Annotated in this window: 24 protein-coding genes; 13 read left to right on the forward strand and 11 right to left on the reverse strand. The window is 61.0% G+C overall.

The features are described 5' to 3' along the window. Positions 1-26 precede the first annotated feature (26 nt). Entirely contained in the window at positions 27-623 is a 597-nt protein-coding gene (locus tag AC1DUY_RS20115) for an SCO family protein (protein ID WP_478116807.1), read from the forward strand. A gap of 53 nt (positions 624-676) precedes the next feature. On the opposite strand, the gene AC1DUY_RS20120 is transcribed toward AC1DUY_RS20115, so the two are convergent. Beyond that, entirely contained in the window at positions 677-1,450 is a 774-nt protein-coding gene (locus AC1DUY_RS20120) for a DUF4394 domain-containing protein (protein ID WP_478116509.1), read from the reverse strand. A 153-nt stretch (positions 1,451-1,603) separates the two neighbouring features. Here AC1DUY_RS20120 and AC1DUY_RS20125 point away from each other — a divergent pair, with 153 nt between their 5' ends. Together AC1DUY_RS20125 and AC1DUY_RS20130 are read left to right on the forward strand one after the other, a co-directional pair. Continuing rightward, complete coding sequence (locus AC1DUY_RS20125) at positions 1,604-2,182, forward strand: sigma-70 family RNA polymerase sigma factor (protein ID WP_478116511.1); 579 nt, start codon at positions 1,604-1,606, stop codon at positions 2,180-2,182. After that, positions 2,179-2,943: an anti-sigma factor gene (locus AC1DUY_RS20130; RefSeq protein WP_478116513.1), complete on the forward strand. Its 765-nt coding sequence runs from the start codon at positions 2,179-2,181 to the stop codon at positions 2,941-2,943. Before AC1DUY_RS20125 ends, AC1DUY_RS20130 begins: the two co-directional genes overlap by 4 nt. Before the next feature lie 16 nt (positions 2,944-2,959). Here the strand turns inward: AC1DUY_RS20130 and AC1DUY_RS20135 are convergent, their stop codons facing one another. After that, entirely contained in the window at positions 2,960-4,165 is a 1,206-nt protein-coding gene (locus tag AC1DUY_RS20135; protein WP_478116515.1) for a hypothetical protein, read from the reverse strand. Positions 4,166-4,291: 126 nt separating this feature from the next. Between AC1DUY_RS20135 and AC1DUY_RS20140 the strand changes: the two genes are divergently transcribed. The 4 genes from AC1DUY_RS20140 to uvrB all read left to right on the forward strand — a co-directional run bounded on the left by AC1DUY_RS20140 (position 4,292) and on the right by uvrB (position 9,197). Then, the gene (locus AC1DUY_RS20140) at positions 4,292-4,477 is read left to right on the forward strand and encodes a hypothetical protein (protein WP_478116517.1); all 186 of its coding nucleotides are present in this window, start codon (positions 4,292-4,294) and stop codon (positions 4,475-4,477) included. Positions 4,478-4,574: 97 nt separating this feature from the next. Further along, a complete protein-coding gene (locus AC1DUY_RS20145) occupies positions 4,575-5,639 on the forward strand; it encodes a hypothetical protein (protein WP_478116519.1) in 1,065 nt (354 codons plus the stop codon). A gap of 110 nt (positions 5,640-5,749) precedes the next feature. Then, positions 5,750-6,139 carry an EF-hand domain-containing protein gene (locus AC1DUY_RS20150; protein ID WP_478116521.1) on the forward strand — a complete coding sequence of 130 codons (390 nt, stop codon included), beginning with the start codon at positions 5,750-5,752 and terminating at the stop codon, positions 6,137-6,139. A 40-nt stretch (positions 6,140-6,179) separates the two neighbouring features. Beyond that, positions 6,180-9,197, forward strand: a complete 3,018-nt coding sequence (gene uvrB / locus AC1DUY_RS20155) for an excinuclease ABC subunit UvrB (RefSeq protein ID WP_478116523.1) — start codon at positions 6,180-6,182, stop codon at positions 9,195-9,197. A 90-nt stretch (positions 9,198-9,287) separates the two neighbouring features. On the opposite strand, the gene AC1DUY_RS20160 is transcribed toward uvrB, so the two are convergent. The 3 genes from AC1DUY_RS20160 to AC1DUY_RS20170 all read right to left on the reverse strand — a co-directional run bounded on the left by AC1DUY_RS20160 (position 9,288) and on the right by AC1DUY_RS20170 (position 12,339). Beyond that, on the reverse strand, positions 9,288-9,863 hold the full coding sequence (locus AC1DUY_RS20160) for a hypothetical protein (RefSeq protein ID WP_478116525.1): 576 nt from the start codon (positions 9,861-9,863) through the stop codon (positions 9,288-9,290). Continuing rightward, on the reverse strand, positions 9,860-10,891 hold the full coding sequence (locus AC1DUY_RS20165; RefSeq protein ID WP_478116527.1) for a hypothetical protein: 1,032 nt from the start codon (positions 10,889-10,891) through the stop codon (positions 9,860-9,862). The genes AC1DUY_RS20160 and AC1DUY_RS20165 overlap by 4 nt, the downstream gene beginning before the upstream one ends. Before the next feature lie 638 nt (positions 10,892-11,529). After that, on the reverse strand, positions 11,530-12,339 hold the full coding sequence (locus AC1DUY_RS20170; protein WP_478116529.1) for a transporter substrate-binding domain-containing protein: 810 nt from the start codon (positions 12,337-12,339) through the stop codon (positions 11,530-11,532). A gap of 213 nt (positions 12,340-12,552) precedes the next feature. Between AC1DUY_RS20170 and AC1DUY_RS20175 the strand changes: the two genes are divergently transcribed. After that, on the forward strand, positions 12,553-13,257 hold the full coding sequence (locus AC1DUY_RS20175) for a GrlR family regulatory protein (RefSeq protein ID WP_478116531.1): 705 nt from the start codon (positions 12,553-12,555) through the stop codon (positions 13,255-13,257). A gap of 3 nt (positions 13,258-13,260) precedes the next feature. Here the strand turns inward: AC1DUY_RS20175 and AC1DUY_RS20180 are convergent, their stop codons facing one another. Beyond that, positions 13,261-14,283: a S1C family serine protease gene (locus AC1DUY_RS20180; RefSeq protein WP_478116533.1), complete on the reverse strand. Its 1,023-nt coding sequence runs from the start codon at positions 14,281-14,283 to the stop codon at positions 13,261-13,263. A 198-nt stretch (positions 14,284-14,481) separates the two neighbouring features. Between AC1DUY_RS20180 and AC1DUY_RS20185 the strand changes: the two genes are divergently transcribed. After that, the gene (locus AC1DUY_RS20185) at positions 14,482-15,801 is read left to right on the forward strand and encodes a dicarboxylate/amino acid:cation symporter (protein WP_478116535.1); all 1,320 of its coding nucleotides are present in this window, start codon (positions 14,482-14,484) and stop codon (positions 15,799-15,801) included. Positions 15,802-15,812: 11 nt separating this feature from the next. Here AC1DUY_RS20185 and AC1DUY_RS20190 read toward each other — a convergent pair whose 3' ends face one another. Both AC1DUY_RS20190 and AC1DUY_RS20195 read right to left on the reverse strand, forming a co-directional pair. Then, a complete protein-coding gene (locus AC1DUY_RS20190) occupies positions 15,813-16,127 on the reverse strand; it encodes a (2Fe-2S) ferredoxin domain-containing protein (protein ID WP_478116537.1) in 315 nt (104 codons plus the stop codon). Between the two features lie 33 nt (positions 16,128-16,160). Next, positions 16,161-16,340 carry a hypothetical protein gene (locus AC1DUY_RS20195; protein ID WP_089261775.1) on the reverse strand — a complete coding sequence of 60 codons (180 nt, stop codon included), beginning with the start codon at positions 16,338-16,340 and terminating at the stop codon, positions 16,161-16,163. Between the two features lie 144 nt (positions 16,341-16,484). On the opposite strand from AC1DUY_RS20195, the gene AC1DUY_RS20200 reads away from it, so the two are divergent. The 4 genes from AC1DUY_RS20200 (at position 16,485) to AC1DUY_RS20215 (ending at position 19,020) form a co-directional block, all read left to right on the forward strand. Next, positions 16,485-16,760, forward strand: a complete 276-nt coding sequence (locus tag AC1DUY_RS20200) for a hypothetical protein (protein ID WP_439086279.1) — start codon at positions 16,485-16,487, stop codon at positions 16,758-16,760. 194 nt (positions 16,761-16,954) lie between these two features. Beyond that, positions 16,955-17,386 carry a nuclear transport factor 2 family protein gene (locus tag AC1DUY_RS20205; RefSeq protein ID WP_371421185.1) on the forward strand — a complete coding sequence of 144 codons (432 nt, stop codon included), beginning with the start codon at positions 16,955-16,957 and terminating at the stop codon, positions 17,384-17,386. A gap of 122 nt (positions 17,387-17,508) precedes the next feature. Beyond that, complete coding sequence (locus AC1DUY_RS20210; RefSeq protein ID WP_478116540.1) at positions 17,509-18,405, forward strand: hypothetical protein; 897 nt, start codon at positions 17,509-17,511, stop codon at positions 18,403-18,405. Between the two features lie 171 nt (positions 18,406-18,576). Then, entirely contained in the window at positions 18,577-19,020 is a 444-nt protein-coding gene (locus tag AC1DUY_RS20215) for a hypothetical protein (RefSeq protein WP_478116542.1), read from the forward strand. Positions 19,021-19,374: 354 nt separating this feature from the next. On the opposite strand, the gene AC1DUY_RS20220 is transcribed toward AC1DUY_RS20215, so the two are convergent. From AC1DUY_RS20220 to AC1DUY_RS20230, 3 genes are all read right to left on the reverse strand, one after another. After that, positions 19,375-19,518, reverse strand: a complete 144-nt coding sequence (locus AC1DUY_RS20220) for a hypothetical protein (RefSeq protein ID WP_172980332.1) — start codon at positions 19,516-19,518, stop codon at positions 19,375-19,377. A 125-nt stretch (positions 19,519-19,643) separates the two neighbouring features. Continuing rightward, on the reverse strand, positions 19,644-20,126 hold the full coding sequence (locus AC1DUY_RS20225; protein WP_175367600.1) for a MaoC family dehydratase: 483 nt from the start codon (positions 20,124-20,126) through the stop codon (positions 19,644-19,646). Between the two features lie 9 nt (positions 20,127-20,135). Beyond that, positions 20,136-20,594, reverse strand: a complete 459-nt coding sequence (locus AC1DUY_RS20230; protein ID WP_478116544.1) for a MaoC family dehydratase — start codon at positions 20,592-20,594, stop codon at positions 20,136-20,138. Positions 20,595-20,720: the final 126 nt, after the last annotated feature.

Here is a 20,720-nt window from a genome sequence, read left to right on the forward strand (position 1 = left end):
TCTGGTATCGGACCGGCATAGCTGCCATGGCTGCGCTGTGGCTCGGGTGCTGGAGTGCGGTGCCCGCTTCAGCGCAGGGGTCGTCCCGTTCGGCAGCCGAATTGATGGACGCAGTGATGTGGAATCGCGAGCCGATCGGCGGCGCGTTCCAGCTTATCGACCAGTCGGGCTATGCCCGCAGCGACCGCGACTATCGCGGCCGGCTGTTGCTGGTGTATTTCGGTTTCACCTATTGTCCGGACATCTGCCCGACCGACCTGCAGGCCATCGGACTGGCGATGGACCGGCTTGGCGCTGACGCCGCTCATGTGCAGCCCCTCTTCATCACTCTGGATCCCGAGCGCGATACACAGGAGCAACTGGCGCAATATGTGCCGATGTTTCACCCGAAGCTGATCGGCCTGACCGGCAGCACTGCCGCGATTCATGCCGCCGCCGAAGCGTATCGCGTTTATTACAAGCGCATCGACTTCGACGACAGACCGGCCGACTACACCGTCGATCACTCGGCCTTCGTCTATCTGATGGACCGCGACGGAAAATATCTCGGCTTCTTTCCGCCCGGCATCTCTGCCGAGAAGATGGTCGATATGATCAGACCGTATCTGGGAATCGGAAAATAGAGATGCCGCGCCCTTGCGAGCGCAGCATCGTGATAGAAGTGATCGACTGAAGCTTACATGCCCATGATCGCGATATCCGTCACCTTGCCGGTGACGCCGGAGATTCTGGCAGCTTCGGTGGCCTTGCCGGTGGCGAGATCGACCGAATAGAGCGTACCATCGGCCATCAGCCAGGCTTCGTTCCTGCTGCCATCCGACCAGATATCGAAGGCGATAGCCGCCGGCTTGATGCCGAGCTTGCCGACGGCGCCGAGGATGCCGTCATTCGGTGGCGCCTGCTTGACCAGCGCACCGATGGTGCCGTCGATGTTGAACAGCGCCGTCTCCTTGGTACCCTTCACCGAATTGGTGTAGGCGCCGGCAATGACATTCGGTTTTTCGCCCTTGTGCATGTCGGTCTCGGCATATTTGTGATCGCCGTCCTTCGTCACCTTGCCGTCGTCGACATTGGCGCGCAGGCTCATGCCGTCCGAGCCCATCACGCGCAGACGATCGGCCACGGGGTTGAAGTCGACGGTGGCGGTGACGCCCTTGGCCAGCATGGTGTCGAGCTTCGACTTCACCGTCGCCTTGCCGTCGGCGGCAATGGTAACCACGGTGCCGTCATCGACCAGACCGTAGAGCATGCCATCGGCCGGACGGACGTCGATGCCGACCAGCGCACCGGAAATGCCGGTGACCTTGACGGACCCGGTCGCCTTCTTTTGCGCGGTATCGACGGTCGCAATGGTGTCGCTACCAACCAGGGCTGCGACCTGGGCAGCATTGGCGGCGGCGGATGTCAGCAGCAGCGCAGCGGAGGCGGCGAAAAGCGAACGAAATGACATGAGTGGCTCCCTGTGTGTCCGCGGTCCCCTCGGGACCGACACAAGGACTACCGGCGGGCCCTCCCGACTGGATGCACGCCCCTGAAAATAAATTCATTTGGGTGCATCCAATTGCGCGCAGCAAAGGTAGACTGACCATGCAAGGGCATGGACATGACTGGGAATGGCACCATCACCGAGACCCGGCGCGACGAGGCGGGCCTCGACCACGCGCGCGAGGCGCAGCTGTCGGCAGCGCTGGCGCGATGCGCCGCCGGCGATCGGGCGGCTCTGCAGATGATCTACAACAGCGAAGCCCCCAAGATGATCGGCGTCGCCCGCCGCATCCTGTTCCGGCAGGATCTGGCGGAGGAAGCCGTGCACGATGCCTTCGTGCGTATCTGGGGTTCGGCCGCGTCGTTCGATCCGCATCGCGGCTCGGCGCGCGGCTGGCTGTATGCCGTCGTGCGCAACCGCGCGCTCAGCATTCATCGCAACGAGCATCGCTATGACGCGTCCGACGACAGTGCGCTCGATATCGACTGCGAGGCGACCGTGACGCGGATGCCGGAGACATCGGCGCTGCGCAAATGCCTGGAGCGCATCGACCGTCCGCGCCGCGATGTCGTGGTGCTGGCCTATGTCCACGGCATGAGCCATGGCGAGCTGGCCGGACGGCTGAAGGTGCCGCTCGGTACAGTGAAGAGCTGGGTCCGCCGCAGTCTGTTCTCGCTGCAGGAGTGCATGGGATGAGCATGCACGACGACAACACGCATTCCACCGACGATCTCGCCGCCGACTATGTGATGGGCCTGCTGGAAGGCGCAGAGCTCACCGCTGCCGAAACGCGCATGACCGACGATGCCGATTTCGCCAGGGCCGTCAGTACCTGGCGCGAGCGATTGGCCGATCTCGACGCCACAGCCGAAGCGCTCGCCCCCAGCGCTGCACTGTGGGACCGCATCGCCGACTCCACCAAGGTGAAACCGGCGATCCCGCTGCCCGGCGCCCGCGCTGCGCTGCGGGGCGCGACGCTGTGGGACAATATCGGCTTCTGGCGCGGCACCGGGATCGGCGGGGTATTCGCGGCCTTGATGCTTGTGGTGATCCTGATCGGCGCGCTCGCGACCTCGCGCCAGCTCCGCCGCGAACTGATCGCGCTGGCGCAGCGCAAGCCGATCTATGTCGCCGTGCTGGTCAACGACGCCACCAGGGAAACCGGCGCCATCGTCAACACCTTCTCCGACGGCCGCGTCGAACTGATCCCGCTGCGCCCGATCGACGTGCCCGCCGGCCGCACGCTGCAGGTCTGGACCCTGTGGGATCGCGACATCGGCCCGAAGTCCATCGGTCTCACCGGACAGTCGCGGACATTGCAGCTCGATCTGGAAGCATTGCCGGATACTGTGGCAGATCAGTTGTTCGAGATCACGCTGGAGCCAGAAGGCGGCTCGCCGATCGGAAGACCGACGGGGCCGATCCTGTTCAAGGGCAATGCGGCAAGGGCGTTGTAAGTCCGAGGGGCCATCTTTATTGCGCCGGTGAAGCCGGGACAGATGAACGCCCGATCGCGCCTGTAGACGTTGGATCTGAGAGCGGCGGCCCTGCCTTTGCCGGCTTTGGCTTTGTGAGTGCGAACATGGTGCGCGGAAACAAGGAGGCTGTGAATTTGCCAGGAGGCTTCGTGTATGCATTGTTGGTAAAGAGATCGGTTTTCTCAACCGCGTACCTCAGAACCAGCTTGCATTCCTGCTCGTTCAGGATCGCGAGGCACGACCGGCCGATCAATCGGCTTACAACATAGAAATGAGGTCGATAGGCTTCAACCTTCACCGGCACTTGGTACATGAAGTGGATAAACGCCCTGAGATTAGCAGGTTCTGCATTCCCTTCTTGAGCCATATAGACTGCATAGCGATATGCGTCACACGGATTTGTCTTATCAAAATCCAATGCTCCCGATTTGGGAATCGCAGGCAGCGCAAGCGATCCGTTTTGATTGGCTAACACGCAAGCCCTTGCCATTGAGTCGATGATGATCCAGGTATTCAACTCCAGAGCATCGCGATATAGTGGAAGCAATGTTGTTACCGGTCCAAGGCTCGCAAAGCTGAGATTTAGGAGATCGTCTATCAACGTCGACGTTTGGTTGATCACGCGATTGGCCGAGATTGCGGTTTTCAGCGTGTCGCTGAGCACAGGCAATCGTCCGACCATACGGTCTCTGATTTCAGCAAACTGATTTCGATCTTGCTGTCCGAATAACGTGACCGTCGCAAGTCTAAAAATAGCATGATCGAGACGGGCCATCTTTTCGTCGAAGAATTGGCACCATCTCGGATACATGTGAGTAGTCGTCAACGCGGCCGGACTAGCATTCCAATCTATTATCTCCAACTCTGGCGTCTCCGAAACATACTCGCTGTCGAATGTGCCAGGATACAAGCAACTGAATGCTTCGTTTGCGACGCGCAATGCTCCTTCAAGGCTGCCTTTGATGGCGCCACGATCGACGTCGTTCACGCCCTGGCGCTGCGCAACAGCCAGCAACGCACCGACCAAAAGATACGACCTCAACAGACGATGTGATTTGCTATCGGCTTTAAACAAGTAATCTTCTATCTGATCAGCAATTCCGCCTCTCCGATCGATCTCCGCACACCCCGTCAGCATCGACGCCACTAGAACAAGCGCCGTCATTCGCGCAGTAAAGCGCGTCGCGAATCCTGAAAACATGATCGCCCCCAAGCAAATCTTCGATTTGTAATGAGGTGAAGCTCGCCAGATTCGCGGCACATCCCGTAGTTGATATTTATCAGGGCATTTCCTTTGATTGATTTATCCACATCAATCGCTTTTGGGTTGAGTGTCCATTCGCGCACCTGGCGCAGCACGGCGGCGCCCGTCGCTTCGTCGAGGTCCCGACTGTCGCCGGAAATCGTCGCCGACCAGCTGTTCGAGATCACCCTGGAGCCCGAAGTCGACTCGCCGACCGACCGTCCGACCGGGACTGTACTGTTCAAGGGCAATGCCGCGCGGGCGTTGTAGTGTCGCGGCGATCGGTTTTGGCACTTGAACGCTTCGGCCCGTGTAAGCGACAAAGGGCCAGTGTTCGGCGTCGAATGGCGCGTTGCGGAGAGAGTGCATGCGATATTCGACCGATGATCTGCGCGCGGCTGTCACAGCCGGCGTGCTTCCTTCCACGCAGCTCGACGCCCTGCTGACTTTCCTCACGGCGCGGGTGCCGGAGCAGCCGGCGGCCGGTCCCAAATTCGATGTCGTCCACTTGCTCTGGTATGCCGGCGCGCTGGTGGTGATATCAGCCATGGGGCTGTTCTCGACGCTGGCGTTTTCGCAAATGGGCGGGCCGGCGCTGACCGCCACTGCCCTTGTCTATGCCGGCCTGTTCACCGCCGCCGGTCACTATCTCTGGACGGTCAAGAAGCTGCGCACGCCGGGCGGACTGCTGATTGCGGTGGCCGTGGCGATGACGCCGCTCGCCGTGTTCGGCATACAGGATGCCTACGGTGCATGGACCGAATTCGGCAAGCCGGCGGCGATGCGCGATTTCTATGTCTGGATCAAAGGCAGCTTCGTCTTCATGGAGCTTGCGACCATCGCCGCGGCGATCGTGGCACTGCAATTCTATCGCTTTCCCTTCATCGTCTTCATCATGGCGGTCGCGCTGTGGTTCCTGTCGATGGATGTCGTGCCCTGGATCGCGGGCACCAGCTACGGCAACTGGGAACTATCGCGCAAGGTGTCCATCTGGTTCGGCCTTGGCATTCTGGTTGCTGCGGTGATCGTCAACCTGCGCCAGCGCAGCGGCGATTTTGCATTCTGGCTTTACCTGTTCGGCGTGCTGACATTCTGGGGCGGCATCACCGCCACATCGAACGGCACCAATTTCGACAAGGCGCTATACTGCCTGCTGAACGTCGGCTTCCTGCTGATCTCGGTCGCGCTCTCACGACGGGTGTTCGCGGTGTTCGGCACCATCGGCATTGCGATCTATCTCGGCGACCTCGCCGAGAAGATCTTCAAGGATTCGATGCTGTTCCCGTTCGCGCTGTCGCTGATCGGCATCGGCATCATTGCGCTGGGGCTATATGTCCATCGCCACCAGCGCGACATCGGCACCTGGGTCGATGCGCGCCTGCCCGAATCGCTCAAGCGCCTGCGGGCGGAACCGATCGCCGGACAGGCGTGATGAAGCCGGCCCCCTGCAGGCGGGAAGCAGGACAGCAACTCTCGTCCCTTGAATCGACTATCCCCTTCAGGCATCCTTGCAATCAAGGATAGTATTCAAGGGAGGCTGCCATGGCGTTGTCGCGTCGGACCGTTCTGTTGTCGCTCGCCCTGTCGCTCGCCGCGGTGCCGGCTTGGTCGGCCTCTTTCCTGGCGCAGCTCGATCCCGACAAGGATGGCACCGTCGACCTCGCCGAGGCGAAGGCGGCCGCCGGCAAACTGTTCGACAAGCTCGACCGCGACAAGGACGGCACGCTGGACGCCCGGGAGCTGCGTGGCCGCATGAGCAAGAGCGAATTCGCTGCCGCCAATCCGGACAATGACGGCACGCTCGACAAGGCGGAATATCTCGCCGTGGTGGAAACCCGGTTCCGCGCGGCAAACCCCGATAATGACGGCACCATCGACGCCAGGGAATTCGCCACGCCGGCGGGCAAGAAGCTGTTGAAGCTGCTGAAATAGGGCCCTTTTATCGCCACCGGACTCGCCCCATATTCCGCCCATGGCGAAGAAACCCGACTCTCCGAAAAAGCCCGCAAAATCAATCAAGACCCCCGCCGCCAAGCCTGGCGCCGGCCGTCCCGACGTCAAGCCGATCGGGCCTGCGCTGGCGGAACTGCTGAATCCCGCGATCAATCGCGGCGATGCCGGCATGGGCTCGGGCACCGGGTTGCAGCCGCCGCCGAGTAATTCCTTCGAGCGTCGTTCCGGCGGCGAGGCGGCGGTGCATCGCGCGCGCAAATCGACGCCTAAGAAGTTCGAGGGCGATGAAGGCATGCGCCCGACGCCGCTGCAGCCGTTTCCCCAGCCGGTGGTCGCGCCCTATGCGCCGCGGCTGAGCGAGCAGAAGGGTCTCGAGGAAGCGCCGCAGGCCAATTACAACACCTCGGCCTCGATCCCGACGCTGGATCCGGAACTGGCCAAGCAGCTCGGCTTCACCACCGAGGAAGAAGACGCCGAGGCACTGACGGCGCGCCCGCCGCGCAACAAGATGGAAGCACTCGGCGTGCAGGCCACCGCCGACGCGCTGGAAGCGCTGGTGCGCGACGGCCGTCCGGAGTTCAAGGACCAGAAGGTGTGGACGCCGCACCGTCCGCCGCGCCCGGAGAAATCCGAAGGCGGCGTGCGCTTCGAGCTGAAGTCGGAATATGAGCCGAAGGGCGACCAGCCCACCGCGATCAAGGAACTGGTGGAAGGCATCGACCGCAACGACCGCACCCAGGTGCTGCTCGGCGTCACCGGCTCCGGCAAGACCTACACCATGGCCAAGGTGATCGAGGCGACGCAGCGCCCGGCGATCATCCTGGCGCCGAACAAGACGCTGGCCGCGCAGCTCTATGGCGAGTTCAAGAACTTCTTCCCCGACAACGCCGTCGAATATTTCGTCAGCTATTACGACTACTACCAGCCGGAAGCCTACGTCCCGCGTACCGACACCTATATCGAGAAAGACTCGTCCATCAACGAGCAGATCGACCGCATGCGCCACTCGGCGACGCGTGCGCTCCTGGAACGCGACGACGTCATCATCGTGGCCTCGGTGTCGTGCATCTACGGTATCGGCTCGGTGGAAACCTATACCGCGATGACCTTCGCGTTGAAGAAGGACGAGCGCATCGACCAGCGCCAGCTGATCGCCGATCTCGTGGCGCTGCAATACAAGCGCACCCAGCACGATTTCACCCGCGGCACATTCCGCGTGCGCGGCGACGTCATCGACATCTTCCCGGCCCACTATGAAGACCGCGCCTGGCGCGTGAACCTGTTCGGCGACACCGTCGAGAGCATCGAGGAGTTCGATCCGCTCACCGGCCACAAGCAGGACGAGCTCGAATTCATCAAGATCTACGCCAATTCGCATTACGTGACGCCGCGGCCGACGCTGATCCAGGCGATGAAGTCAATCAAGGAAGAGCTGAAATGGCGGCTCGACCAGTTGCACAATCAGGGCCGCCTGCTCGAAGCCCAGCGGCTGGAGCAGCGCACCACCTTCGATCTCGAAATGATGGAAGCCACGGGTAGCTGCGCCGGCATCGAGAACTATTCGCGCTATCTCACCGGCCGCCGGCCCGGTGAGCCGCCGCCGACCCTGTTCGAATATGTGCCGGACAATGCGCTGGTGTTCGCCGACGAGAGCCACGTCTCGGTGCCGCAGATCGGCGCCATGTTCAAAGGCGACTTCCGCCGCAAGGCGACGCTGGCGGAATACGGCTTCCGCCTGCCCTCCTGCATGGACAACCGGCCGCTGCGCTTCGAGGAATGGGACATGATGCGCCCGCAATCGATCGCGGTGTCCGCCACGCCGTCCGGCTGGGAGCTGCAGGAATCCGGCGGCGTGTTCGTCGAGCAGGTCATTCGCCCCACCGGCCTGATCGATCCGCCGATCAACATTCGCCCGGCCCGCACCCAGGTCGACGATCTCTTGGGCGAGGTCCGCGCCACCGCGGCCCAGGGCTATCGTTCGCTGATCACCGTGCTGACCAAGCGCATGGCGGAAGACCTCACCGAGTTCCTGCATGAGCAGGGCATCCGCGTGCGCTACATGCACAGCGACATCGACACCATCGAGCGTATCGAGATCATCAGGGATCTCCGCCTCGGCGCCTTCGACGCACTGGTCGGCATCAATCTCCTCCGCGAAGGCCTCGACATTCCCGAATGCGCGCTGGTCGCCGTGCTCGATGCCGACAAGGAAGGCTTTTTGCGCAGCGAAACCTCGCTGATCCAGACCATCGGCCGCGCCGCGCGTAACGTCGACGGCCGCGTCATTCTCTATGCCGACCAGATGACCGGCTCGATGACGCGCGCCATTGCCGAGACCGATCGTCGCCGCGAGAAGCAGGTCGAATACAACACGTTGCACGGCATCACGCCGGAGAGCGTGAAGAAGTCGATCGGCGACATCATGAACTCGGTCTATGAAGGCGACCGCGTGCTGGTGGATATCGGCGGCGGCATGGCCGAAGATGCCATCACCATCGGGCACAATTTTGAAGCCGTGCTGGCCGATCTGGAAGTGCGGATGCGCGAGGCCGCCGCCGACCTGAACTTCGAGGAAGCCGCCCGCCTCCGCGACGAGGTCAAGCGCCTGCGCGCCACCGAGCTCGCCGTGGTCGACGACCCCACCGTCAAGCAGCGCGGCGTTGCCGCTCGCGGCGGCGGTTACAAAGGCGAGAAGAAATATGGCGATGCCGCCAACCTGCCGGCGCGTCTCGACAAGGCCGCGCAAGGCAAGGCGCGCGGCAAATACGGCAAGAGTTCATCAGCGGGCGGCGCGTCGTCGAAAGTGCACAAGCCCGGGCTCGACGAGATGGGCATCGCGAACTGGCATGAAGTGAAGCCCGCGCGCGGCAAAGAGGTGGAACGTCCGCGCAAGCCGACGCTGGACGAAATGGGACCGGGCACCGAGAGCAAGATCTTCCAGCCGAAGAACAGCCGCGAGTCCGGACCGGAGTTTGGCCCCGCGCCAAGGTCAACCGGCGGTGCGCCGGGGCATCGGGGTGGGTGGAAGAAGAAATAACAGAGCCGCTGTACATAACTTAAAGAAGCTGTGACGGTGAATGTACACAAGCGATCTGCTGCATCCCACGAGACACACGGCAATAGTGGTTTAATTTGTCAAAGCTCGTCCATAATTTCCCGGAGATCTGAATTCAACGGGCCCAGCAACAACTTTATCAGCAGCTGCCTTTCGCTGTCTCGCTAGAGCATTCTGCAGGATTTCCCGTTGTAAACGAACGAAGCCAATATCCCCCCGCGCCACCGAAATAACCCGTGTCGGGATCCACACTATAAGCACGCCAAGAAGACCAGAGCAGATACTTGCAACAACGGTATAGTAACCGAAGATGGAGCCTTTGTACGAAGACACGACTATCGCAGCCAACGTAATGAATATCGCTACGATTGACTGAAGAAATATCCAGAAAAGTCGTCGGTTCAGTTCCTCGAGCACATCGAAGAATCGTTTTAGGTCCTCTTCATCGAAAGCTGTTGGGGCGGTAATCGGCGCATTTCGCGCTAAGCGAACGAGTACGGCTGCGCCTAACATCGATAGAGCAACGAGCATGCCGGAAAATACCGGCTGCCACACTGAGAGCGGAATATATCGCGCCACAATCCAGCCAACCGCCAGCGCAGCAAGAAGACTGCCGACGGAAACGGGATTTATGGCCCTCAGCTTCACTCGATCTTTCCATCTTCAATAAAGCGCTGATAAACGCGCATCAATTGCGTGCGTGCGTCTTCCAAGTCTAACAGAGCGCCATGTTCGCGAAGCAACTCAAACGGCATGGTCATACTAAGCCGTAGATCGTCACCAATTTGCTTACCATCTTTGCCAAAAGCGGTCACTTCACCATCCGGTAAATTCCGGGCTGATCGCGCAATATCCGCCAAGGCTGCCCTCGAAACACCGCGCCTTCGAGTCTTATAACCAAACCGAACATCAACCTCGAGCTCGGCTTCTTTAGGGATATCCCGAAGGATTCTTTCGGCGTCAGGCTCACCGAATACCGCCTTCAAGACATCAAGCGCCTTGTCAAATCGACTAGTCGTGCGACCTATCGTCTCTTGCTCTTCGACGATCTTAGCTTCGGTGGATATAATCTCGGGCATTCCCTGACTCAAGATGCCGCCGACTTCCACCACCATGATCTCTTCTAGATCACCGCCAACGATCGCTTTATTGAATATTGCTTTTAGCCCGAAGGTCTCAGCTTCGGTCGTTATGCCAGTAACGTCGAAAAGAGCCTTAAAGTATTCTTCGAACGCTTTGGTCTGTATTGAAGTGTGTTGAACGACGAACAAATGATTCCCAGCGACTAGCCAATAAGCCACACCGCGCAGATAATCTTCTCCATCAAGTGGCGGGCGCTCCGCGATCTCGACGGCACGCAACGCGTCGTCGAGCGATTGATGCGTACCGTTTGCCTCCTCCCGAATAAGTACGGGAGCCCAATCATTCGGCGAGAACAAACACATTGTTCCAGCGATATCTGTAGCGGCAGAGGTGATATTGTGAGCAAAGCGCTTCAACTGAGGCTCACCAGGTACAGCAAGAGTTCGAGCGCTCCAATCATTGCCCACTGTGAGACCGGATGCCGCTCCGCGCCCAAGCGCTGCGGCCAACATTGATTGCAACGTGCCTTTCGACCAATCGTCGATCGTCGGATCAAAACGACGATAGTGAACCCTCTTGGTAACTTTTGGCATAGCTTCCCCCATTTGTGCTCCCCGCCATAAGTCAACCAACGGTAAATAACAACACGCCACACAACCTTAGAACAAAATAGGAACAAATGCAAATTGTTCAAGGGCTATCCAACAATGAACAAACCGCGCACAGCCCGTTGACATCATTCCTATAAGATTATATACCTCCTCTCGTCCTGTTCGCGAGGGGCGCTTCTCGAGGGCGTCTTGAGAGTGGAACACGGATACGGCGCCCGCGGACGTGCCTCGCAAGCACGGACTCGGGAGGTCCGGGGTCACCGTCCTGGCCCACTACGGGGCTGCGCCGGAAACGGCTGGACGGGTGCGGGTGAAGGCAGGCGAAAGCCTGTCCGGAACGGAGGGCTTTCATTAGCCCTGCCCAGTACCCGGAAGCACGGTCCCTGGAACAGAAATCGCCGTGATGGAGCGCCGCAAGGCGTTGCGCTGTGGACGGAACGGTGTCGCAACCGGACTGGACGCAGCGACTGACTATCAAGGTGCGCCTTGCGGCGCTCCATTCCCCTCACTCTTCGAGGGGAGAACGACAGCTCACCTCGGGGCTTTCGCCCGCGAGAACGATGTCATGTGGCTGTTTGACAATCACATCCGATCGAAGACCGCAGGCTACAGCCGCGGCACTACTTCCCCGCCGGCGGCGCGACGTCGGCGACCTGGCCGCTGCGCTTCAGGGCGTCGGCGACGAAGCCCGAGGCCTTCATCTCCTCGACGAAGGCGGCAAGATAGACAACGCCAGCCGTGCGCGGTCTGTCGGCAATGCGCGGCATAGCCATCGCCTGCTGGATCTCCTGGAAATGGCCAGACATCACGCGCATCTCCGGATGGTCCTTGGCATAGGCATCGAGCTGCTGGCGCACGCCGGCGGCGGCATCGAGCTTCTCGTCGAGAAACTTGCGGATCATCGCGCTGCCGCCGCCGGCATCGGCGCGCAGCACGGTGGCGTGCTTGATGGTGCGGGTGAGATAGAGGTCATAGGCCGAGCCGAGGCCGACCGACATTCTGACGCCGTCCTTGTCGACGTCGTCGACACTCTTCAGCGGCGAATTCACGGGCACCATGTAGGTACCCTCGATGATCACATAGGGCGCGGTGAAGATGATCTCCTGCGCGCGCACCGGCTCGATGGCGATGAAGCCGACATCCCAGGCGCCGGCCTTGGCGCCTTCGAACACCTTGCCCGCGGCGTCATAGGGTACATAGTCCAGGGGCACGTCGAGGCGCTTGGCGAGTTCGGCGGCGAGATCCGCCGAGACGCCGCGCGGCGCGCCGTCGGGACCCTTCTGGGCCAAGACGCTATTCCCGTAATTGATCGCAGCGCGGAGTTTGCCGGTGGGGGCGAGATCGCGCAGCACCTCGGGCGACGGCGCAGGCTGGGCGAAAGCCGGGAGTGCAGCGGTCATGAACAGCACCATCCATCGTAAAACACGCATCATAGGCCTCCCCGATTTCGGCGCGACCATGCCCGCAAACCCGCCGCGCGACAATCGGCGACCAGGGGCTTCGACGAGAGCGTGATCAGCCCGGCGCGACCAACCTCCGTTCGTCACGCGGACGGGATGGCTGATATGCCCGGCCGGGAATGCCTGTTATCGCGTTGCGCGAACGTCTACACTGGTGCCCGTTGGCGCAGTGGGTGGCTTAAGGTGTTCGACGGTTTTTACAAATGTGACTACCGGGCGGGCGACGTGGTCGGCCGCAGTGTCATGTATTGCAAGGACGGCCGCATGCTGGGCGGCAATACCGCCTTCGCCCATATCGGCACCTATGAGGAAGCCGACGACGGCATCCATGCGGAGATCCATGGCCAGCGCCATCATATCGGCTCGCAGTTCCGTACCCTCTATGGCGACGACGACGGCGCGATCCGGGTCCGCGGCATCCACGACGGCAAGAACTACAGGTTCACGGGCGGCGACGCGCAGGGCAAGGGGCCGGCCTTCGAGTCCGTGATGACACGGCTCGACGAAGAGGATTTCCCGGACACCGGCACCGTGGGCGATGGCGGCATCGCCAACGGGCTGTATTCGCTGCACATGAAAACCCTCGACGGCGTCGAGGATGGGCTGACCGGCGTGATGCTGCTGTTCGACGGCCGCATTCTGGGCGGCGACGCACGCTTCTATTATCTCGGCGCCTATGGCTCAGCCGGCGGCCGCTGGAAGGGCGAGATCGTCAATCAGGAACACACGCCCGCAGCCGGCGGAAGTTCGCTCTTCGCCGGCTATGAAGTGGGCATCGGCTTTTCCGGCAGCTGCAGCGACGGCTGCGCGGCATTCGAAGCCACCGCCCTCGCCGGCAAGCGCAGCCTGCGCCTGAAGGCCGAACTGTCGCTGCTGCACAAGGCCTGATGGTTAGGCGCGCGCCAGCACCTTGCGTTCGACGGGATGAATGTCGATGGCGCGCAAGCGGCCCATCCGCAGCACGTCGATCTCGATCGTCCGATCGATACGGTCGCGATCCAGAATGCGGATCAGATCGTCGACGCCATTCACCGCCACGTGATCGAGACTGACGACGACATCGCCAGGCAACAGACCAGCCTTGAACGCCGGACCATCGGGATCGATCTGGTCGAGCAGCGCGCCCATGGTGTTCTCGATGCCGGCGAGCACCGCATGGCGGCGCGGGATCGGCGCGGTCTGGCCGGACACGCCGATGAAGGCGCGGCGGACATAGCCGTGCCGGATGATCTCCGACAGCACGAATTGCGCAGTGTTGCTGGCGACCGCAAAGCAGATGCCCTGCGCGCCCTGGATGATCGCGGTATTGATGCCGATCACCTCGCCGCGCGACGACACCAGCGCGCCGCCGGAATTGCCGGGATTGAGCGCGGCATCAGTCTGGATCACATCCTCGATATTGCGCCCGCTCACCGAGCGGATCGAACGGCCAAGCGCCGAGACGACACCGGCGGTGACGGTGGATTCGAAGCCGAGCGGATTGCCGATGGCGACCACGAGCTGGCCGCGCTTCAGGTTCTTTGAATTGCCGAGACCCGCATAGCGCAATTCGCGCGCGCCATCGGCCCGCAGCAGAGCGAGATCGGTATCGGGGTCGGCGCCGAGCACACGGGCATCGGTGACAACGCCTTCGGTGTCGCGCAGGCGAATATGCCTGGAATCGCCGACGACATGGCTGTTGGTCAGCACGAGACCGTCCGGCGAGATGACGATGCCGGAGCCCAGCCCGCCGCGTTCGCGGGCATTCGGCGTCCTCGCTCCGGTCTCGACCCGCACGACCGCGGGGCCGACGCGTTCGGTGACATCGATGACGGCGTTCGAATAGGCATCAAGCAGCGCAGTATCGTTCGGCACTGCGGCAACGGCGGGTGTCGCGGGATCGTCATCTAAGGGATGTGCGGTGATATCAAGCATAGCGATGCTTCCTTTGTCATTTAAATGGCCCCGGCGCGCACCACTGCAAGTGCAGCATGCGCGGTGGACATGGCGGGGCTGCGCCGCGGTTTAACCGTAGCTCTGTTCAAACCGTGACTTTACGCCGCAGCTCAGCGCACCTATGTTTTGCGCGCGGCTGTCGATGGTGATGAGCGCTTTTCAAGGGACGAAACCACGATGGCCAAGCAACCCTGGTATCGCATTCTCTATATCCAGGTGCTGATCGCGATCGCGATCGGCGTCACCGTCGGCTACTTCTACCCGGATGCCGGCAAGGCCCTGAAACCGCTCGGCGACGGCTTCATCGCACTGATCAAGATGATGATCGCGCCGGCGATCTTCTGCACCGTGGTGCACGGCATCGCCTCGATCGGCGACATGAGCAAGGTCGGCCGCATCGGCGGCAAGACGCTGCTGTATTTCGAGACGGTTTCCACCCTGGCGCTGCTGATTGGCCTGCTGGTCGGTCACTTCCTGCAACCCGGCGCCGGCTTCAATATCGATCCCTCCACATTGGACGCGAAATCCGTCGCCAGCTATGTCAGCCGCGCCAAGGAGGAAAGCTTCGTCAGCCATCTGATGGGAATCATTCCGACATCCTATTTCGACTCGCTGGCCAAAGGCGATCTGCTGCAGGTGCTGCTGGTGGCGATCCTGTCCGGCTTCGCGATCTCGCATATGGGAAAACCCGGCGAAAAGATTGCTGAAGGCGTTGATCTCGCCGGCAAGATGTTCTTCCGCATCATCGGCATGATCGTGCAGCTCGCGCCCATCGGCGCCTTTGGCGCGATGGCTTTCACCATCGGCTCGTTCGGCCTCGGCGCCCTCGTCAATCTCGGCTATCTCATCTTCACCTTCTATCTGGCGTCGCTGCTGTTCGTGCTGCTGGTCCTCGGCGGCATCGCGCGTGCCTTCGGTTTCTCGATCCTGCGCTTCATCGGCTATATCAAGGACGAGCTGCTGATCGTGCTCGGCACTTCGTCGTCCGAGACCGTGCTGCCGCGCATGATCACCAAGATGGAAGCCCTCGGCGCATCGAAGCCGGTGGTCGGCCTCGTGATCCCGACCGGCTACAGCTTCAATCTCGACGGCACCAATATCTACATGACGCTGGCCACGCTGTTTCTGGCGCAGGCCACCAACACGCATCTCACCGTCGGCCAGATGGCCGCGGTGCTCGGCGTGGCGATGCTGACATCGAAAGGCGCATCGGGCGTCACAGGTGCGGGCTTCGTGACACTGGCGGCGACGCTATCGATCATCCCCGATATTCCGATCACCGCACTGGCCATCATCGTCGGCATCGACAAGTTCATGAGCGAATGCCGCGCGCTCACCAATCTGATCGGTAACGGCGTCGCCACCATCGTCATCAGCCGCTGGGAAGGCGAACTCGATCGCCATCAGCTCCACGAAGCGCTGCTGCATCCGATCGATTTCGGCGAAGAGATGGAGCGCCGCCCGCTGGAAGAACTGCCGGCAAAATCCGCCGCCTGAGCCGCGCGCGCCTAACGCGTCTCCTCCGGCATCAATGCCATCGCAGCCTCTGCGCTGGCGTCCGCACCTGACAGCAACAGATACTTCCCGTCCTGCAAAGTCGCGGCGCTCGCCACGACGACGGCGCGCTTCGGGCAGATGCCAAGGCAGCTCGTCAGCACTACGCGTGGACTTTTCACGTCCTGCTTCGCGCTGCGGCGTTTCAAGTCCGACTTGAGCGATTTGCGCAGCGCCTTCCCATCATCAATGCGACCAAGGCATTTCTTGCAGACGAGAACAGGCGACGCGCGGCGCAAGCGCGCGGTGACGACGGGTTTACTGGCCATTCCCCTATATAGACACCGCCCGCTGCATTGCGATCACCCCGACCGGCGGTTGCTGGTGTTCTGCGTGAGATTGCCGTGCGCCGCCTGCTCGCGAATATTGTGCTTCTCGTCGTCGCGATGACCCTTGGTGTTATCGAGCGTGACCTTCGGCGCGCTGCCGGGTCCCTTGTCGCTACAGTTATCCTCGGGTACGGGCTGGATGTGCTTGGTCATCGGGAATCTCCCCTTGCAGGTCGAGAGCAACGCAGCCGCTCAAACTGCGTTCCTTAACCAGGCTCCAGCACATGAAATCCCCACCCGCCGTTGAACCTTCTGGCGCCGTTGTTTGACGCATAAAATGTTGAGTGGGGGCGCTGCATGAAAATCGCGTTGCTGATCTTGCTGGGTCTGGTTCTGGGGTTGCTCGGTGGAGCGGCTGTGGGGATCGGCGCCGGCGTTGCCTGGGTCGAATTGTTCAAGACCAGCAATTTCGAGGGCTATAGCGCCATGCTGGTGTTTTTCACCTTCATGCCCATTGGCGCACTCCTCGGCGCCGTCGGCGGGGCCCTTCTGTTTGGCATCATGGCCGCCCGCAACGGCGATGTCGCCGTCGAACGACTGCCCCTGCAGGACCGCGACCAATCCTACCGGTAAGGTTATGCCGGCCGCATAATGCAGCTTAACGTTTTGGTGAGCAGCTCCTCACCACGAACATTTGTGCATTGCAAAATAATCCATTGAATTTTAGCGAAATTATATTACTTCAGGTCTCAAGCAATTTGTGCAGACCGCCCGGGCGACGTTGCCCCGGCGCGCAAGTGTTTTCAGCCATTTTCAGGACAATCCCAATGACAGAGCACAGCCTCTGGCGTTTTTCGCGCGCGTTGCATCGCGCCATCAATGAACGCCAACTCGACCACCTCGCTGACATCATCGACGACAATATCGAATGGGCGGTCTACGGCCCGATCGACATGTTTCCGTTTCTCGGCGCACGCCACGGCAAAGCTGCCGTGCTCGATGTCTGCAAGCAGATCGCCGACAATGTGCGGGTGCATCGCTTCGAGCGGGAGTCGATGATCCTTGGTGATGAGTCTGGCTCCGCAATGATGCGCTTCTCGCTGACCGCGCTGGATTCGAACCGCCCGATCAGCCTCCGCCTCGCGCAATTCGCACAGTTCAAGGCTGGCCGCCTGACCAGCATGCGGGTGGTCGTGGATACGTTCGACCTGGTCGAGCAGGCATTGGGCCGGCCTATCCATCTGCCGAAGATCGCCTGAGCAGCACGGCGATTGCCAATCGCCAACATCCATCCCCAGCGAAATGTTGCGACGCCACAATTCCGCCGGGCCTGATGGTATTATGTGCCAATCGATCCGCGATCTTGCTGGGCGGTGGCACGATGGCTTCAATCAAACCGACATATTGGGCGCTCATCACAGCACTCGGCGGAGCCGCGTTGGCCTTTCCGGCTCACGCGCAGAATCCGTGGCGTGGTCTCGTCGATATTGCGCCGCCTCCCGGTGAAATAGAGTCGGTCGACACGGCAGCCATTCCTCCTGCAAACACCCCGGAACCCGACTGGAGCCTCTTGAACGCCGACGATTCGCCGACGGCGAAGGCATCGCTCCGCGAGAAGCGCTCGTCGCTGATCGTCGGCAGCCCGTCGTCCAGCTGGACCAACAATGAGAGCAACGGCGCGTCCGCCCTCTCGGTCAAGCAGTCGGTTACGCCGTTCTGGGATACCCGCGTCGGCGCCGACATCAATGTCGCGCGGCAGACCGCACCACGCAGCGCAGCCGATGCCTATCGCAATCAGTTCGGCGACGGCACGGCGCAGGCCCAATCAGGCGGCGCCGCCTGGGCGGCAGCGACTGCTCCCGGCGTGGGTTCGATCTGGGACAAGACGGCGATCGAAGCGCGCGTCGATCCGGGCGCGGATCAAACCAAACTGGGCACTTCGCTTAGCAAGTCGGTACCCATTGCCGGCGATCAGTATTCACTGACGCTGCAGAGCGGCTACAACGTGATCCAGCAAGGCAACATTCCGGCCATTGGCTACAACGGTCGCCCGACGCGCAGCTATGAGACCGACCAGCTCGCGCGCTTCAACATCACCGATACCGGCACCAGCTTCATCGCCGGGCAATCGCTCGCAACCACCGACGACAAATGGCTGCGCAAGTTCGGCGCCGAGCAAAAGCTGTTTGGCGGCGTCAACGTCTCCGGATCGATCAGCGAGACCGTTCAGGGCGTGACCAACAAGACGTTCTCGGCCGGCTTCAAGCATAGTTGGTAAAGTAAGTTTTAATACACTTTGCCAGACGATTGCCGGCAAAGATCGGCGCCTTGCCGCATATTCGCCGCGATCTCGTCAAAATCCACTGCGCAGATGTACACGTAAATTTGTCATGCGGGGGACCGCGCTCGCTCATTGTGAAGTTCACTTCACACAAACAAGGAAGAGCTGATGAGTGCCATTCGTTCAGAACAGACAGAAGCCAAAGATGACGACAGCAACCTCGCCGCTGTGTCTGAAGTCGAAGCGGGCATCCGCGACTTCGTGCGCAACGATATCGCTTACCTCCGTCGTCCGGTGCCTGGCATGGTGAACAATTCAAGCGAAACCACCACGAGCAGCACCGATGCGCTGCTGGAAACAACCACCGAAGCGACCGTCAACAGCGTCAATTCGCTGATCCAGCGCGTCGCCGGCACCTCGCTCGGCGAGATCGAGAAACTGGTCTCCGAACTGGAGAGCCTGCGCGACCTGCTCCACGCCGAAGGCCAGCGCGTTCAGCGCGAGATTTCCGGCTACGCCCAGCTCAGCCAGGCCGCGATGAAGTCGACCCGCCTGATCGCCGACAATGTTGCTCAGTGGAAGCGTACCGCTGACGGCCTGCGTCACGATTGATCGGCACTAGACTGCCCGAATCGAAAGCCGCCGCCCTTTCGGGCGGCGGCTTTTTCGTGAGCCCGTTCAATTGAACTTTATTCGTTTTGTTCCCGACCAACGGTTACGCAGCACCTGTGGACTGCTTTTGGGGGAATCGATCCGTGGAGACCATTCGGCCGAACAAAACCGATCCTATTCCGGCGCGCAACAACGCGCCCAGGATGGGGACCATTATCTTGCGTTTTGTCGGATTGCTGTTGGTGACCGTGGCGTTGCTCGCCTGGGCCTGGAGTCGCTGAGGTCGCGGTCATCGACCCCACTCACGAAAAACCCGCGCAGTTCGGCGCGGGTCTGGTTAGCAAATCGTAAAAATTACTGGCTGACGACTGCGCTGCTCTCGAGCGTATAGGCGCCATCGGCATAACCCTTGACCACCATGCAAGTGGCCAGCATCACCGCAAGCGTCACGCTTGCAAAGATGAAGCCCACAAATTTCAATCCGGTGCGGTCAGCCATTGTCGTCCCCAAAATCGTCCTGCGAAGTGTCGTCTCAGTCGTCATACCCGTGAGTCGCAGATCACGCTCACAAGGTTCAGAACCCCTTAACACCGCCGGGGTTCCATCGATAAAATTTGAAATGGTTAAGCCGCGTCGCCCCGTTGCGGCAGGAAGACCGAACCGAGGAAGCTGTAGACCTCCTCGCCGCGCTGATTAACGGCAACGTTCTTCGACTGCAAGATCCCCCAACCCGGACGCGTCGCGGTCGCGCGCACGGACACGACCTCGCTGCGATAGGTCAGCGTATCGCCGGCGAGAACAGGCCGGGTCCAGCGCAAATCACGAAAACCGGGAGATGGGCCGCCGACTGGAGGCTCTTCGCCACGCGCCTCTGCCTCCGCCTTTGCGCGCTGGCCATCGGCGACCAGCAACTTCATGCACACCGACGCCACGTGCCAGCCCGACGCAGCGAGACCACCGAATAGCGATTTGCGGCCGGCCTCTTCATCGAGATGGAACGGTTGCGGATCGAATTGCCTGGCAAACGCCTTGATCGACTCCGCCGTGAACGTGAACGAGCCGAGCTCACGGCGCATACCGATTTGGATGTCTTCCAGATAGCGCATGCTGCGACCCTAGTTCCCGGGGGCGGGTTCACGCACCCCGATCATGATCGGGGTGATCATCTCGGAAATCGTCTGCCCCTTGGCATTGCGTGTGCTGAACTTGAATTTGACGATGCCCAAGGTTGGCCGGCTTTGCGAAGCACGTGCCTCGATCACTTCGACATCCAGCGTCAGATCGTCGCCGGGGCGAAACGGCGCGAGCCATCGCATCTGATCCACGCCCGGCGAGCCCATCGATGCGGTCTTGTGCAGAAATCCGTCATAGATCATCCGCATCATCAGCGAGCACATGTGCCAGCCGGAGCCGGAAAGTCCTTTGAGCATCGATGCGCTTGCGGCAACTTCATCGAGATGCATCGGCTGCGGATCGTATTCTTTCGCATAAGCGATAATCTCGTCGCGCGTAATATAGCGCGGCCCGAAGGTCCCGAAGTGGCCGGGCTTAAAATCTTCAAATGTCAGGGTCATAATGGGGAATGCCGTCGAGGAAGCCTGATTGTGGCCGTTATTTGCAGCAATCTCAACCCGGTCGCTTGCATGGCTTTCCCGCGATCCTGCCCGTCAATGTGGTCGGGCCGGGATATTTGAAGCCGT

Source organism: Tardiphaga sp. P4_G1 (genome assembly GCF_056401215.1).